Origin of the sequence: Shewanella sp. 8A (assembly GCF_023475945.1) — a bacterium.
GTDB lineage: Bacteria > Pseudomonadota > Gammaproteobacteria > Enterobacterales > Shewanellaceae > Shewanella > Shewanella xiamenensis.
This window is the reverse complement of the sequence record NZ_JAMDJP010000022.1, coordinates 1-15,399: the sequence shown is the minus strand read 5'-3', so window position 1 is coordinate 15,399 and position 15,399 is coordinate 1. Positions and strand designations below refer to the sequence as shown.

The window sequence follows — 15,399 nt, the reverse complement described above, 5'->3', positions numbered from 1 at the left end:
GCGACGCGAATGATGCTATACAAAAAGTGATGTGCTAAGCACATATGACTCAAGACGGCATGTTTGATTAGCTCATTGCTAACCAGATCCCAACACCAATCATTAGGCTGCCGGCGATACGATTTAGCCAACGAATGTTATCGCCGCGACTTAAAAAGATCCGCAAACTTTTGCCACCACTCGCGTAGGCCAACATAGAAGTAAACTCTGTCACCATAATAATACTCAGTAGAGCAAGGAGTTGCGGCGCGACTTCCCGTTCTGCATTAATAAAGGGCGGTAGGAGTGACACCATAAACGCCCAACCCTTAGGGTTGGCAATGGCGGTAATAAAGCCCTGTGAAATTAAGGTAAAGTTACTGGCTCTTGGATTAGTGTCATCATCTCTGAGCATCGCCATCTTGCCTCGAGCACGCCACATCTGCACACCGATATAGCCTAAGTAAATGCCGCCAACCCATTTAAACACCTGAAAAACCTCAGGATAATTAAGCATGATGCTAGCTACGCCCATGACTGCCGCTGTAGCTACCAAGGCAACTCCCACAAGCTCGCCGAGCATCATCCACAGGGTGCGGCGTACACCAATGCTCATCCCGAGTGTCATGGCGAGTGTCATACACATACCCGGGGTGATAGAAACAAAAAAGAACGTCGGAATAAAAACAGCGAGTAAGGCAAAGTCTGGCATGGTCTAAGCGGTCTATATTAAATTAACTGGAACGCTAGTGTAATGAAAATGCTTAAGTTAGCCAACGTAGACAGGATGATGTTTCTTTTTCTATGGCTGAATGGGGTTACTTACCGCTAACTCTCTGTTTCGAATGAGGGAGGAGTAAACCATCAGGATGATTACCAAGAGCTAGTTGTCCAATTTACAAAAAGAACGGTTATGGCTTGTTTAAATATGATTTCCTGTAAACAAGTCTCTTGTAATCGTATCGTTTAAAGATGAGCAGGCTATGCTCGCGTTTTTACATGCGATTAACCGTGAACCCAATTAGGCTGATATTGATATAAGATTCTTAAAACAGTGCTTTTTAAATAATCAATTATGTTTAAATGAGCAATTGTGTAACTTCAGGTTCGCATTCGGTATCAATTAAATATACGCATTCTTGGCTAACAATATAATAACTGTATAACTGAGTGTAAATGTGTTTGCCTAGCTCACCATAACAATCAAGCCGGGTATTTTTTACCGACTTCCATATCGGCCATGGCAACCTAAAATATTCACTGCTTTTTGCGCTGATGTTTAGGTCTTCATCTAACGGAAAGGTAATATTACGATTACCAACGTTACTCAAATAAGTCTGATAGCTTGATTCATCAACTACCTGTAATCCCGCAATGGTATCGAAATGGATTGTCATGGTCACAGAGTCTTGCTGCCAACTAAGTGTTAATGAAAGATTATCTAGTTGGCAATGTACTAATGGATAGGGCTTTAGCGGAGTCTTAAGTGGAAACCAAGGCTGATAGCAGGCATTAGACATGGATTTTTCCTCATTTTTTGAATAGAAAGCAGCGGAATAGAAAGCAGTCTAAGCATAAAGGTCATATTAAGTGGCATTGCAGTTTTATGGCCGCGAGATACGGTAAATTATGTTGATGTGATTTAGTGATTAATATGCAGCATAACTTATTCAATTAAAAAATACCTTAAGAGATTATCTAATAATTTTTGAAACTAATATCAATAAAGCGTGACTTATCAAACTAAGAACTCAGGTTATGCTTGTTCATAATTTTATTTCTATAGTGAGTGAATACGATGATACAAGGATTTTCTACTGCTTATTTGTTTCAATTGTCTCTTATAACCAGTGCTATGTTATTAAGTCCGGCAAGCATGAGTGCGCAAGATAAACCCATTAAAACGACTTCATTAGATAGCGCTACAACGTTTAGCTTGCAGAGTAATTTAACACCTAATGCCTCTATTCCGGCCGATTATTATTGGAATCAATTTGGTTGTTCGGGTGCCAATCTGGCTCCAAAGTTAACCTGGGAACACGCCCCAAAAGGTACTCAAAGTTTTGCGGTCACTTTTTATGATAAAGATGCCCCCACTGGTAGTGGTTTCTGGCATCGAGTGGTTTACAACATTCCATCACAAATCAATCAATTGGAAGGTGGGGTAAATGGAGGAACATTACCCGCTGAGGCGATTGAGGCCAATACGGATTTAGGTAAGCCAGGATTTTTTGGCCCTTGCCCCCCTAAGGGACGTGAACACCGATATGTATGGACAGTGCATGCCTTGGATGTTGCGAAGTTACCGATTGACGCCAATGCTAGTCCCGCCTTAGTGGGTTTTTATCTATGGCAACATCGCCTAGCTGAAGCAAACTTGACTGTATTAGCGGGTTCAAAATAGGAGCAAGCTTATGAAATTTAATTCTTATCACCCCCTCATCGCTTCGCTCGTCATGTTAACAGGCCAAGCATTTATCTCACCTAACCTGATGGCTCAGCAAGCTGCAATACCACAGGCGCAACCTGAGGTTTATGCCACGCTTGATGGTGCTGTTGGCGGCATTAGTTTTACCTCAACCGATAGGCTTATCTTTAGTTATCACCCTTTTTATCAACCTAAAGTCAAGGTGGGTGAATTGTTGGCAGATGGCAAAGTAAACCCATTTCCTAATTCAGATTGGCAACAATGTCATGATCCTCAAGGAAAACCGAAAGATCCTAATACTTGTTTAAATTGGGTTTTAGGTTTGCGAACCGACGATCGGGACCGAGTATGGTTGCTCGATTCTGGCCAAGCTGAACCCCGAATTGAGCCTAAGTTGGTGGCATGGGATACCCGTAAAAATCAATTAGACCGGATTATTCCGTTGCCATTCCCTGTGTCTATTCCTGAATCGCAGCACAATGACTTTGTTATTTCAAACCGTCATCAAGCGATTGTGATTGCTGATGAAGGTATTGCAACGGGTCCTGTTGGTGATAAGGCTGCCTTAGTTGTCGTGGATTTAACCACGGGTAAGAGTCGGCGTGTATTACAGGGGGATACTAGCGTGATGCCTGATCTGAAGCGACCGCTGATTATTGATAGTACCAGTGCCAATCCAAAGCGTATTGACGTGTTTGTTGGCGCCGATGGTATTGCCTTAGACAATGCCCAACATTGGCTTTATTTTGCGCCGATGAATAAGGACAAAGTCTATCGTGTCGCGATGGCAGATCTACTTAACCCAGATCTCAGCCCGAAGGCGCTGTCCGCCAAGGTTGAAGAATACGCGGATAAGCCAAATAACGGCGGGTTAAGCATTGATTCAGCAGATAATCTTTATCTAACCGATGTGGGTGAGCGCGCTATCGGCATTATCCCTGCCACGGGGCGCCAATATCAAACCTATGTGCATGACGAGCGCATGGTGTGGCCTGATGGTGTGAGCTTTGGCAAAGAGGGCTACCTGTATACTGGCGCTGCCCAACTGCCGCTGTCAGCTGCATTAAACAATGGTAAAGCAGAAAATCGTCCACCTTATTATATCTTCCGCTTTAAGCCATTAGCTGCCGGCGTTCCGGGTAACTAACTGTTAAAACCAGGAGTAAATCACATGAATATTGTTGGATTAGACCACTTTACGATCCGTACCCCGATATTGGCTGAAACGGTTCAGTTTTATCAAGTCATCCTTGGGTTAACGCAAGGTTGGCGGCCACGGTTTGGTTTTCCTGGTCATTGGCTTTATGCGCAAGAGAAACCTATTTTGCATTTAGTGGAAGTTGGCAGTCGAGCGTTAGATGCTTATTTGGGCGAGAGCAGTGCACTGTTTGGTTCGGGTCGGGTTGATCACCTTTCTTTTCGGGGGACGAATTTGGCCCAAATGCAGCAGCATCTATGTCGACAACAATGCCCATTTAGGGAGCGAATTGTCCCAGAGATTGGAGAGCATCAATTATTTATTGAAGATCCCAATGGCATTACGGTGGAAATGATTTTTCCCTATGCAAGAGATAACGCCATCGTGGGTGTCGCGATGGAAAGACTGGCAATTTTGCCTGAGGGATCAGCCTAAATGTCGCTAGGCGATCTCGCACGATAGCACAATTGATAACCGTGGGCGTGTTGCCTCATCTAGCTTGTTTTCCCTTGGAGCGATAGCAATGAACTTAATCGATGATCTTCAACAAAAACAATTATGTAATGACCAACATGCCCATCATCACACAATGCCAATTCGTTTAGGTGTTACGGATTTAAGCTTTCATCGGGTAACGGCGGCAGTTGTTGCCCAGATAATGCGACGGATGGGCAAACAAGTTGAGCTAAGTTATGCCCTGCATGAGGCCAATTTTAATCGGCTCAAGCTTGGGCAGATAGATTTGCTTTGCTCGGCTTGGTTACCTCACAGTCATGGCGTGTATCGGCAGGAGGTTGAGATTCAAGCTGCAACGCGTGAATTAGGGCTACATTATGAGCCTTACGCACTTTGGGGTGTACCCGATTATGTGCCTGAAGATGCGGTTTCACGCATCGAAGACTTGCTTAAATCTGAGGTAAAACAACGGATGCGGCCGATTATTCAAGGCATTGGTGAAGGTGCAGGTATTACCCGTTTTTCTAAAAATATCATGGCGCAATATGGATTAGCTGCGGCAGGTTATCAGTTTAGAACGGGTACTCAGGCCGATTGTGTGGCGGCATTTGAATCGGCAGTGTCAGTACGGGACTGGGTCATTGTGCCATTGTGGCATCCGCAATTTTTACACCATCAATATGGTATTCGTGATCTTCAGGACTCAAAAGGGTTACTCGGGGGAAAAGATAAAGCGGTTTTGCTCGCCCGTGAACGCGAGTTAGCGATTAATTTCTCGCCTGCACAAATTCAAGTGCTTGATAGCATAGTGTTATCGAATCAAATTGTTGCAGAACTCGATTATGCGGTTAATCGACAAGGAATGACGGAAGATGAGGCTGCTGTGAACTGGCTAGAAGCCAATCCTTCGCATTTGACGACGTGGTTAGCTCCGCTGCTTAATCCTTCGAATGTCACATCTCAGGAGGTGACATTATGATGAACACTCCGGAATCACGGTTAGTGGCTGCTGGGCTTGAATTACCTGAAGTTGCAGCGGCGCTTGGAAATTACGAACCTTATTCAATTGTTGGTAGCCAATTAATGACTTCGGGTCAGTTTCCCTATTTACAGGGAAAGCTTAAGTATCAAGGACAATTGGGCGCAGATCATACTGTTGCTGAAGGTTACGCGGCCTGTCGTCTTGCTACCCTAAATGCCATCGCGCAATTGAAACAGGCTTGTGGTGAGCTGTCGCGAATAAAACAAATTTACCGCTTAGAAGGGGTGCTAAATGTTCATCAATCTTGCTTTGAACATCCCAAAGCACTCGATGGCGCTTCGGATTTATTGCTCGAGATTTTCGGCGACGCTGGGCGTCACAGCCGAATGATTTGGACTAACCCCGTCATGCCGTTAAACAGTTTATGTTTGGTCTATTTATTTGCCGAGTTACATGAGGATTCTCAACTCGCGCAGCAGACGGCATAAACCTAACCCATGTTTGCGGTTAAAAAGCTTAGCGATAAAAATGCCGCTCGCAGTAAAGCGAGCGGCACCATTCAATCTATCTCGCTCACTGTTGTTACAGTACGCCGCGGCGCATTTGATCGCGCTCAATCGATTGGAACAGGGCAGTAAAGTTACCTTCACCAAAACCTAAGTTGTTCTTACGTTGAATGATTTCGATAAAGATTGGGCCAAACAGGTTCTTAGTGAAGATCTGCAATAAATAGCCTGATTCGTCACCGTCCACCAGAATTTGGTGATGCTTGATACGTTCACGATTTTCGGTCACTTGCGGGACTTTATCGAAAATGGTGTCGTAATATTCGGGAATAATATCCAAGCATTGGATTGAGCTGCCTTCCATCGCATCCAAGGATTTTACGATATCACGGCTTCTAAAGGCTAAGTGTTGTACGCCAGGACCATTGTATTCCTTCAGGTATTCATCGATTTGGTTCTTATCGTTGCCTTTACCTTCGTTAATCGGAATGCAGAAGCTGCCATCGGGTGAGCGCAGGGCGTAAGACACCAGTGCGGTTTGTACGCCGCTGATGTCGAAGTAGCGGACTTCGGTAAAACCAAAGATGTTTTTGTAGAAGTTGGCCCAATGTTCCATGGTGCCTTTATAGACGTTATTGGTTAAGTGGTCGACTTCAATAAAGCCTTTCTCTTGGGTGATAACTTGTTCACTTAAGTCTTCAAAGTCAGTGGCATAGATATTGTTGTCGGCACCGAAGGTGTCGATAAAATAAATTAAGCTATCGCCAATACCATAAATTGCAGGATAGGGCAGATCCTTGGCCGAATCGGCTACGGCTTTGGCGCCGCGCTCCACCGCTACGCGGTGAGCAAAGCTTGCATCTTCTACACGCCAGCCCATAGAGCAAATTGCAGGACCGTGGGATTTGGCAAATTCTGCCGAAAACCCTTCGCGCTCCTTATTGAGCAGGAAGTTAATATCATTTTGTTTGTAGTACAAAATGTCTTTATTCTTGGCTTTTTTCAGCAGTGAAAAACCAAAGTCGATAAACACTTTGTGCATAAAATCGCTGTCGGGGCTGGCGAATTCGGTAAATTCGATACCGAGTAGGCCCAATGGATTAAGTTCGCTTGCCATGATCTGTTCCTCTTGATTAATTCAACACGCAGTCACTCTTTTTGCCTTGTTTGCGGTGGTGACTTACGGCTAGTTGCTTAGTTAATAAACCCTTCACTAGTTCTGCCGAGCAGATTTAGTTTTCTAGCCAGGAGCGGTTGTAGTCTTTACTCATGCAATTTTGCACATGTTCGGTTAATTTCAGTGGGGCGAAGGTGTCCACCATCACTGCATATTCATAGGTTTCTTTTTTGCCAATAGAGGCTTCGGTGCGGCCGGGCTGCGGGCCGTGCGCTACGCCTTTTTGGTGTAGGGTAATGTAGCCTGCTTCAATCCCGGTGCGGCTCATAAAGTCGCCATCGACGTAGTACAGTACTTCGTCACTATCGATATTGTTATGGTAGTAAGGCGCGGGAATGGCGCGCTCATGGAAGTCATAGGGGCGCGGCACAAAGTTACATACCACAAAGTTGTGGGCGGTAAACACTAAGTGATCTGACGGCGGCAAGTGAATTTTGCCAACTTTAGGCGCGTATTCTGTGATGTTAAATGCCCAGGGGTAAACACAGCCGTCCCAACCCACAAGGTCAAAGGGATGCCACTCTAAGGTGGTCAGTTGGTACTTATCACCAAATTTACAGACTAGCGGGAAGGCGCCACGCTCAACCACCGCAGCTTGTAAAACGGGCGTACGCAGATCGCGTTCACAATAGGGGGCAGACTCGAGTAACTGACCGTATTCATTACGAAAATGCTTAGGCACTTCCACCATTGAAAAGGCTTCAATCACGAATAAACGTACATTGCTGTAATCGTTAAATTTGAGCTGATGCGTAGTGCCGCGTGGGATCACTAAGTAGTCCCATTTTTTAATCTCTAGGGTGCCATATTCACTGTAGAGCGTGCCTTCACCTTCGTGTACAAACACCACTTCATCGGCGTAGGCATTGCGGTAAAACTCAGCGGTGTCTTGGGTGACTTTTGCGGTGTAAAGTGCCACATCATTGTTATAGAAGATTTTGTTGCGGGCGCTAAAGAAGTTGCCTTCACGATCGGCTGTACGCGAATCCAGTTTATAGTTTTGGACTAATGAATCTTCCCATTGGGCACCGTGACCGAGGTGGTAGGGCGCGACTTCCAATGCCTTCGTCGGCATATTGTGGTGATATTTATTCGAGTAAATATTGGAAAAACCATGGGTTGAAAACAGCTCCTCACGGTATAGCTCGCCGTTTTCCTTCTCAAATGCGATATGGCGCTTATGGGGTACTTGGCCTTGTTTCACATAAAATGGCATGGTGGATCCTTGAGTTTTATGCGCTGTGAGCTGTGCCTACAGCGCTTATTGTTATGTTGCAAGTTGCATTACTGTGATCTTCTTATCAATTTAGTTGCTTAGATGAACAAAAAAAAGAATAATAAATCTGTCATCTCAATCTAAAAAATAGATGGTATTAACTACTTTACGCTTCGTAGCGATTGCGTGACATTTTTATTCGGCTAAGGAGTCCCCATGCGCATCGATATTGATGCTTTTAATGTGCTGCAAGTGCTGGTGGAAGAGGGTAGTTTTGCTAAGGCTGCCGAGCGTTTGCATAAGGCGCAATCGGCGGTGAGCTATCAGGTTAAAAAGCTAGAGGAACATTTAGGTGTGCAGCTTTTTAGCCGTGACCAATACCGAGCAGAGTTGACAAGTGAAGGGCGGGTGATCTTGGCCGAGGGACAAAGACTGTTACAACACCTTGCCAATATTGAACATCTAGCCAGTCGTTTTAGTGAAGGTTGGGAGCCAAAACTTGAGTTAGTGATCGATGGCGCCTTGCCGATGGAGCCGATTATGACGGCGCTGAAACGAATGGCTGAGCATCAAATCCCGACAAAAATTCAGCTTAATATGGAGTTTTTGGGCGGTGTACAGCATAGATTCGAACGTGATAATGCGGATCTGATGTTAGTTAAAGACTATCGCACCGGCCCCTATTATCATCCACAGCCGCTGCCAGCGATTACTAGCGTGCTGGTGACTAGCGCGTCACATCCGTTGGCACAATTAAACAAAATCAGTTTATCCGAGTTACAGCAGCACGTTGAGTTGACTATCGAAGATTCCTCTCCCAATAAAACCTATCGAGATGAGCTGCAATTCGGCGGTGATAAAGTGTTTTATCTTTCTGGTTTTATTATGAAAAAGAATGCGTTATTAAAAGGACTCGGCTTTGGCTGGCTGCCAGACTTTTTAGTGCAAGAGGAACTTTTGAGCGGTGAGTTGGTGGAGGTCGACTTTGTCGGTGGCAGTCGTTATACCTTTATCCCCCAATTAGTGTCGACGCTTGAGCGGCCCCTAGGGCGTGCGGGTAAGCTATTTACTGAGTTGATTTTAGAGGAATTTGCTAAAGCAGAGCAGTTTAACGGCGTTGGATTAGGATAAACCTCATATTACGAAATGATTTGAAACAACGAGAACAATAAAAATAATCGCCTTTTGACATTTTATGTCATAAAGTGACTCACAGAAGTGGGCGATGTGGATGTAGTACGCCCAGTCAATAAGGACCGACAGAATAAAGGGGAATCGTATGTCTAGACGTTGTCATGAAGTGGATTATGAAATCATCGGCCACAGTATGCAGTTGGTTGAGGTAGAACTTGACCCCAACGAAACCGTAATAGCCGAAGCGGGGGCAATGAATTATCTGGAGCAGGACATTAGCTTCGAGGCTAAGATGGGCGATGGCTCCGAGCCAGAGTCAGGCTTTTTTGGCAAATTAATGGGAGCGGGTAAGCGGGCGTTGACCGGGGAGAGCATCTTTATGACGCACTTTACGAACCTCGGACATCAAAAACGCAAAGTCGCCTTTGCCGCGCCTTATCCTGGTACGATTTTGGCGATAGATCTCGCCCAATATGGTGGCGAGCTGGTTTGTCAGAAAGACAGTTTTCTTGCCGCCGCACTCGGAACTCGCGTTAGCATGAAGTTTAACCGCCGCTTAGGTACAGGCTTTTTTGGCGGTGAAGGGTTTATTTTGCAGAGTTTACAAGGCGATGGCATGGCGTTTATCCATGCGGGTGGCACGCTGATTAAAAAGGAACTAAAAGGTGAGACCTTAAGGGTCGATACCGGTTGTCTCGTCGGTTTTACCCCAGGCATTGACTATGATATTGAGCGTGCAGGCTCATTAAAATCGATGTTTTTTGGTGGCGAGGGGTTATTTTTAGCGACCTTAAAGGGCCATGGCACGGTATGGTTGCAGAGCCTGCCGTTCTCGCGGATGGCCGATCGTATTATTGCTCACGCCCCTTCTGCTGGCGGTAGCGACCGCGGTGAAGGTTCAGTCCTCGGCGGTCTTGGTCGTATGATTGATGGCCGTTAAGATATCGGTCAAATCGACATAAACTGCACACTCGAGTAATCGCGCTTTCTATTGGTCAGGCATCCCAAACTAGCTTATGGGATGCCTTTTTATTGTCGTTTTTGGTTTACTAAAGCGGGTTTTATTTGTGTTTAAGACCTTGCTGAATGCGCTTTTCAACCTGTCTTGATATCAAATACATCATTAAATAACCTGTGCCTAAGGCCAAAATCACCGCCACAACATTTTCTGTATACAATCGATAAGCGTAGAAAGTGCCAATCAGTACGACGATACCACTAAGGCGTATGAGTAGGCTTTGGGTAAAATAGCCATGGGCTTTGAGATTGGCTAACTGATAGCCATTAAGCATCATAAAGATAAAGAACATGGAGAAATGCATTAACACTGGAGCGGCTTTAAGGTATTGCTCTGGGAATAACCAAGCCACCAATGGCTTACTTGCGAATAACATCATCACGAAAAATATTCCGCTGACCCACAACGAAACCTTTGTCAGCCATGATTTAATTTGCTGAACCTCTTCAAAGCGTTTTTCTCGCACGCACACTGCGACTTCGGGTAGTACAAAACGGTAAATGGGGAAGACAAAAAGCAGGGTGAGGTATGTGATCATCGGCCGCACTACCACTTGGAAATCACCCAATTCGTCTATGCTGAAATAAGCAATAGTCAGTAGTACTGTAATGTAAATCATCAAGATACTGGCACCCGCTTCCATCGAGGCGGTCAGACTTTTCTTCATAAATTTGCGTAAATCCGTATCAAAATGCACCGCAGTTAAGGGCGGAGTGGCGATATCCTTGCGCCGTTTGAAGTACATATAGAAGGCAACGATGAGTGATGACAGTGTCATACTGTAAAAGAGTGATGCAATAGCAGTTTGTTGTAACCCATAAAAACAGAATAAAAAGCTGGTGACTTGCGCGAGTGGCTCTAACCAAGTGACTCGATTGGAGATGGCATATAGTCGATACATGGCAATTTGATTGGTAAAATAGACCTTGAACCCCATACTCAAAATAATCCCAACCAATTGAAAATATTCTACATTAAGCTGGAGTTTGTGTTTGATATAAGGCAACACAACGCCCCATGCGAGCAGCACCATTGCGATTAAGCTGTAGCGGAATATATTAGTGATATCCACATCTTGCTTGGTTTGAGAGTAGGTTACTACCATAGAAGAGCGAAACCCTGTCATCAGGATCAGCGATAACGAAATGATATCGATAACAGTGTGATAGAGTGCAAGATCGGCTTTGACTACCCATTGTGCTAACCAAAGTTTAAATAGAAAACCCACGACAATACTGGCTAGCGATGCCCAAAAACCTGCAACAATCGCTTGCTTAACCCGTTGAAGTGAAGTTTGTTCCATATTCAAAATCCAGCGTTAGTTTGCGATCATTATGTGGATGGAATGCATGCAATTCGCTTATGCTTCAAGCGCATCATCCCATTAGATTGGCGACACAATGGTTTTTTTGATGCTTGTTTTATTGAGTTTAAGCTGTGTTGTACGCGAAGGTTTTAAGATGTTTAGCATCGATACGGCTTCAGTTATTGCGCGCCACGGCAGCCGTTTCATCTTATATTTATGCGCCGCTTCATAGTTGCAGAGTCTAACATCCTACCGATTTTCGACCAAACAGCAGAGCGTAAAGATATGATAAATATCAGCATGTTGCTTAGATGTAACACTTGTTGTTAATGTGCCGATATCGATGTAGTCATCGAAATCAACTTAAGGTGAGATAAAAGCGTTGGCTAAAATGTTGGCACACTCAAAAATAGTTGAGCGTGCCAACGAATGATATGCACTAATCAGTAATGATATTGACGATATCGAGGATCTTGCGACTCTTTTCATCCAATTTAATAATTGCGCCCTCAACTTGGATACTGATCCTTCCCTCTCTATCTAAGGGCACAACAATACGTCCGCGGTCATAAATATCGTAATCTAAGATATCACCACGGTGCAGTTTTTTCTGCCAACCTGGAGGGAGAGGCTGACCCTTATCTACTTTCTTCTGTAGGCCAGGAGGTAAGCCAGTATCTCTCTTGTCATGTTCAGGTTTTGCCAAAGTGACCGACGGGGCTAGTAAATTGAGCACGACCCCACCAATCAGTGTTGCAGTTAATTTATTCATACTCACTTCCTTGGGTATTGCATTGTTAGGGCCAATCTAGCTTAGCTTAAATGAACTTTAGCTGAATATATGCCATTAACATCTGAGCATCAGTACGGCTTGCCATTGCTCGTCGGTAACGGGTTGAATACTTAGCCGTGAGCCTTTCGATACTAGGTACATATCAGCTAACTGCGGCAAGCTTTTAATTAAGCTGAGAGGAATGATTTCTTTGAATTGTTCCACAAAGCGAATATCGACCCTTAGCCATCTTGGGTTGCTAGGATCTGACTTAGGATCAAAATACTTTGATTCTGGATCAAAGGCCGTACTATCCGGGTAGGCGTTCGTGACGACTTCGGCAATGCCGACAATACCGGGTACTTTGCAGCTTGAATGATAGAAGAAGACCTGATCGCCAACTTGCATGGCATCGCGCATAAAGTTACGTGCTTGGTAGTTACGGATCCCAAACCAAGCTTCGGTTTGATTAGGCCTTGCTTTAAGATCTTCGATACTAAATTCGTCGGGTTCCGATTTCATAAGCCAGTAATTCATTTTGTGTCCTTTTACTGAAATAACAGTCTTATCGCGTTAATTCCTTGAGTTTATCTTAGTTCTTACTGACCTCCCAGTTAACTGTATTGATGGCTGCGTGTTTTGAACCGTTAAGTCAGTGTTCAGTTAACACCGCTTACCCTGTCATCACTATCGAGTCTGGTATGACTGATGCTGCAATTGCAGCAATGCAATATCACAACTCAATACAAGCAAAGTTGACGAGTTTAGGTTAAACCCAAGCGAGTTTTTCAATCCCTGACTTATAACAAAAGTAATGTTGAAATCAGTGAGGTGTGCTATGGAAGCTTCAACAATGATGACAGACTGTGGTTTATACACTAAATATCTTAAGGACTTCACCGCAGGTGATGCGAGTTTACACCGTGATCGCATGTTGGAATTTATTAGCGATTTAACCGCTCAGGGCTGGTTACTTGCTAATTTTACTTGGGATTATTGGTATAATAACAGTTACTTGGTGGATAAGCCCGCTTATATCCGTGATGCCAGTGTGGCCCAATGCCGCCTATTATTGACCGCAATGACACGTTTAGAGGTTTTTAGCCCAGGGGTGTTAGAGAATATGCGCCGCCAAGGAGTGCTACTGGCGATTATGGAGCGTCTGCAGTGTCTAGAGGCATCAACATCCAATAACCAGGATGTATTTATGAGCCGTTAATCGGGCTTTAGGAAAAGGGGACGACCTTACTCTTTAGTCTAATACTGGATTTTTTTACTTGTGACATGTTCCGTGGATTGGTTAGTTTGGACCACGCTAACCATAATAAAAAGCACGGAGGCCTTAATGTCTGCTTCAAAGACTCAAGCAACAAATCAATCCACTAGTCCACTTAAATATAGTGAGTTTCGGGGAGCTAACGCCCCAAAACTTGTTGAAAAAACCATAGGACAATACCTTAACGATATTGCTAACACCTATCCCGAACAGTTAGCCGTTGTCGTGAATCATCAAAATATTCGCTGGAATTACCACCAATACCTTGCACAAATCGACGCGCTTGCCACAGGTTTACTCAAATTAGGCATAGGTCCAGGGAACCGCGTCGGTATTTGGTCACCCAATAATATTGAGTGGTGTTTAACCCAATTTGCTACTGCGAAAATTGGCGCCATCATGGTGTGTATTAACCCCGCTTATCGCCCTGAAGAATTACAATATGCCTTGACTAATGTGGGTTGTCGCGCGGTGATCTGCGCTGATAAATTCAAGTCCAGCAACTACTTGCAGATGCTCTACCAGCTTGCGCCTGAACTTAAGCAGTGCGCTGCGGGTCAATTGCAGGCTAAGGCATTACCAGAGTTGCAATTTGTGATCCGCATGGGAGCTGAAAAGTCTCCCGGCATGTTGAACTTCGATGATTTATTAATCGAGGTGAGCGAAGATGATAAAGCAATGCTTGCGCGTATTGCCAATGAACTCAGCCCCTATGATGCGATTAATATCCAATTTACCTCTGGCACAACGGGTAGCCCAAAGGGGGCGACCTTATCGCACCATAACATCTTGAATAACGGTTATTTAGTGGCCGAGGCAATGAGGTTTACCTGTGATGATAAGCTCTGTATCCCCGTACCTTTATACCATTGTTTTGGTATGGTGTTAGGTAATCTCGTTTGCTTGGCTAAGGGCGCAGCAGCCATATTTCCGGGAGATTCTTTCGATCCTCTCACGACCTTAGAAGTGATTGAGCGTGAGCGCTGCACCGCACTGCATGGTGTTCCCACCATGTTTATTGCCGAGTTAGAACATCCTGAATTTAAACGTTTTGATCTTAGTTCGTTGCGTACGGGCGTGATGGCGGGGGCGACTTGTCCTGAAGAGGTTATGCGTCGTGTACAGCAGTTGATGTATATGCAGGAGGTGTTAATCGGCTATGGCCAAACCGAGTGCAGTCCGTTAAATCACATTACTGAAATCGATTCTCCAGTGGAGAAGCGTGTTCTCACCGTTGGTCGGGCGTTACCCCATACTGAAGTGAAAATTGTCAATGAGTTTGGCGAAGTGCTGCCGATTAATCAGCCCGGTGAAGTCTGTAGCCGAGGATATTGCATCATGCAATGTTATTGGAATGATCCTGAAAAAACCGCCGCCACAATTGACAGTGAAGGTTGGTTACATTCGGGCGATATTGGCCAAATGGATGAGCAAGGTTACGTGCAAATTGTGGGGCGGATTAAGGATATGATTATTCGCGGGGGCGAGAATATCTATCCCCGAGAAATTGAAGAAAAACTCTATACCCACAAAGATGTGCAGGATGCCGCGGTGTTTGGCGTCCACAGTGATAAATATGGTGAGGAAGTCTGTGCGTGGATTAAAGTCCGCTCAGGGGCGTCGATTACTGAGGAGGATATTCGCCATTTCCTTACCGAAAAGTTTGCCTATTTTAAAGTGCCACGTTATATCAAATTTGTGGACCAATACCCGATGACCGTTACGGGTAAAATCCAAAAATTTAAAATGCGCGAGCTGATGTATCAAGAGCTGTACGAAGATATTAATGCCTAAAAGGCATAAACTTTCAAACCGACCCAAGCTTGAACGCTTGGGTTTATTTTTAGCCCAAAACCACCTACTTCAGTAGGTGGTTATCATCATATGAGGCTTTGCCTGTATACCTACTCATGTTAAATGCATCTTTGATTTTTAGCGAAGTCAAAAGAGG

16 protein-coding genes are annotated in these 15,399 nt (G+C 44.7%); 9 read left to right on the top strand and 7 right to left on the bottom strand.

Annotation, left to right across the window (positions count from 1 at the left end):
• Window positions 1-67: 67 nt before the first annotated feature.
• A complete protein-coding gene (locus M0413_RS16060; protein ID WP_249554879.1) occupies window positions 68-691 on the bottom strand; it encodes a LysE family translocator in 624 nt (207 codons plus the stop codon).
• 367 nt (window positions 692-1,058) lie between these two features.
• Window positions 1,059-1,499, bottom strand: coding sequence for a hypothetical protein (locus M0413_RS16055; protein ID WP_069454780.1), 441 nt, complete (start codon window positions 1,497-1,499; stop codon window positions 1,059-1,061).
• A gap of 335 nt (window positions 1,500-1,834) precedes the next feature.
• On the opposite strand from M0413_RS16055, the gene M0413_RS16050 reads away from it, so the two are divergent.
• The 5 genes from M0413_RS16050 to M0413_RS16030 all read left to right on the top strand — a co-directional run bounded on the left by M0413_RS16050 (window position 1,835) and on the right by M0413_RS16030 (window position 5,531).
• Window positions 1,835-2,383 (top strand): YbhB/YbcL family Raf kinase inhibitor-like protein, encoded by a 549-nt coding sequence (locus M0413_RS16050; RefSeq protein WP_037417716.1) that lies wholly within the window; start codon window positions 1,835-1,837, stop codon window positions 2,381-2,383.
• A gap of 10 nt (window positions 2,384-2,393) precedes the next feature.
• A complete protein-coding gene (locus tag M0413_RS16045) occupies window positions 2,394-3,554 on the top strand; it encodes an L-dopachrome tautomerase-related protein (protein ID WP_051714111.1) in 1,161 nt (386 codons plus the stop codon).
• A gap of 24 nt (window positions 3,555-3,578) precedes the next feature.
• On the top strand, window positions 3,579-4,040 hold the full coding sequence (locus M0413_RS16040) for a VOC family protein (RefSeq protein WP_037417625.1): 462 nt from the start codon (window positions 3,579-3,581) through the stop codon (window positions 4,038-4,040).
• A gap of 88 nt (window positions 4,041-4,128) precedes the next feature.
• Entirely contained in the window at window positions 4,129-5,040 is a 912-nt protein-coding gene (locus M0413_RS16035) for a glycine betaine ABC transporter substrate-binding protein (protein WP_099457936.1), read from the top strand.
• Entirely contained in the window at window positions 5,037-5,531 is a 495-nt protein-coding gene (locus M0413_RS16030) for an Atu1372/SO_1960 family protein (RefSeq protein ID WP_037417633.1), read from the top strand. Before M0413_RS16035 ends, M0413_RS16030 begins: the two co-directional genes overlap by 4 nt.
• Before the next feature lie 94 nt (window positions 5,532-5,625).
• On the opposite strand, the gene hppD is transcribed toward M0413_RS16030, so the two are convergent.
• Together hppD and M0413_RS16020 are read right to left on the bottom strand one after the other, a co-directional pair.
• The gene (hppD, locus tag M0413_RS16025) at window positions 5,626-6,666 is read right to left on the bottom strand and encodes a 4-hydroxyphenylpyruvate dioxygenase (RefSeq protein WP_037417636.1); all 1,041 of its coding nucleotides are present in this window, start codon (window positions 6,664-6,666) and stop codon (window positions 5,626-5,628) included.
• A 115-nt stretch (window positions 6,667-6,781) separates the two neighbouring features.
• Window positions 6,782-7,942 (bottom strand): homogentisate 1,2-dioxygenase, encoded by a 1,161-nt coding sequence (locus M0413_RS16020; protein ID WP_037417639.1) that lies wholly within the window; start codon window positions 7,940-7,942, stop codon window positions 6,782-6,784.
• Between the two features lie 216 nt (window positions 7,943-8,158).
• Between M0413_RS16020 and M0413_RS16015 the strand changes: the two genes are divergently transcribed.
• The gene (locus M0413_RS16015; RefSeq protein WP_037417642.1) at window positions 8,159-9,073 is read left to right on the top strand and encodes a LysR family transcriptional regulator; all 915 of its coding nucleotides are present in this window, start codon (window positions 8,159-8,161) and stop codon (window positions 9,071-9,073) included.
• A 148-nt stretch (window positions 9,074-9,221) separates the two neighbouring features.
• Window positions 9,222-10,016, top strand: a complete 795-nt coding sequence (locus tag M0413_RS16010; protein WP_144346315.1) for a TIGR00266 family protein — start codon at window positions 9,222-9,224, stop codon at window positions 10,014-10,016.
• A gap of 121 nt (window positions 10,017-10,137) precedes the next feature.
• On the opposite strand, the gene M0413_RS16005 is transcribed toward M0413_RS16010, so the two are convergent.
• The 3 genes from M0413_RS16005 to M0413_RS15995 form a co-directional block, all read right to left on the bottom strand.
• Window positions 10,138-11,397, bottom strand: coding sequence for a lipopolysaccharide biosynthesis protein (locus M0413_RS16005; protein WP_249554877.1), 1,260 nt, complete (start codon window positions 11,395-11,397; stop codon window positions 10,138-10,140).
• A 442-nt stretch (window positions 11,398-11,839) separates the two neighbouring features.
• Window positions 11,840-12,172 (bottom strand): hypothetical protein, encoded by a 333-nt coding sequence (locus M0413_RS16000; protein ID WP_249554875.1) that lies wholly within the window; start codon window positions 12,170-12,172, stop codon window positions 11,840-11,842.
• A gap of 75 nt (window positions 12,173-12,247) precedes the next feature.
• Window positions 12,248-12,709, bottom strand: coding sequence for an EVE domain-containing protein (locus M0413_RS15995; RefSeq protein WP_099457939.1), 462 nt, complete (start codon window positions 12,707-12,709; stop codon window positions 12,248-12,250).
• A gap of 301 nt (window positions 12,710-13,010) precedes the next feature.
• On the opposite strand from M0413_RS15995, the gene M0413_RS15990 reads away from it, so the two are divergent.
• On the top strand, window positions 13,011-13,391 hold the full coding sequence (locus tag M0413_RS15990; protein ID WP_055647550.1) for a DUF6508 domain-containing protein: 381 nt from the start codon (window positions 13,011-13,013) through the stop codon (window positions 13,389-13,391).
• Window positions 13,392-13,517: 126 nt separating this feature from the next.
• The gene (locus tag M0413_RS15985; RefSeq protein ID WP_099457940.1) at window positions 13,518-15,242 is read left to right on the top strand and encodes an AMP-binding protein; all 1,725 of its coding nucleotides are present in this window, start codon (window positions 13,518-13,520) and stop codon (window positions 15,240-15,242) included.
• The last annotated feature ends 157 nt before the right edge of the window (window positions 15,243-15,399 follow it).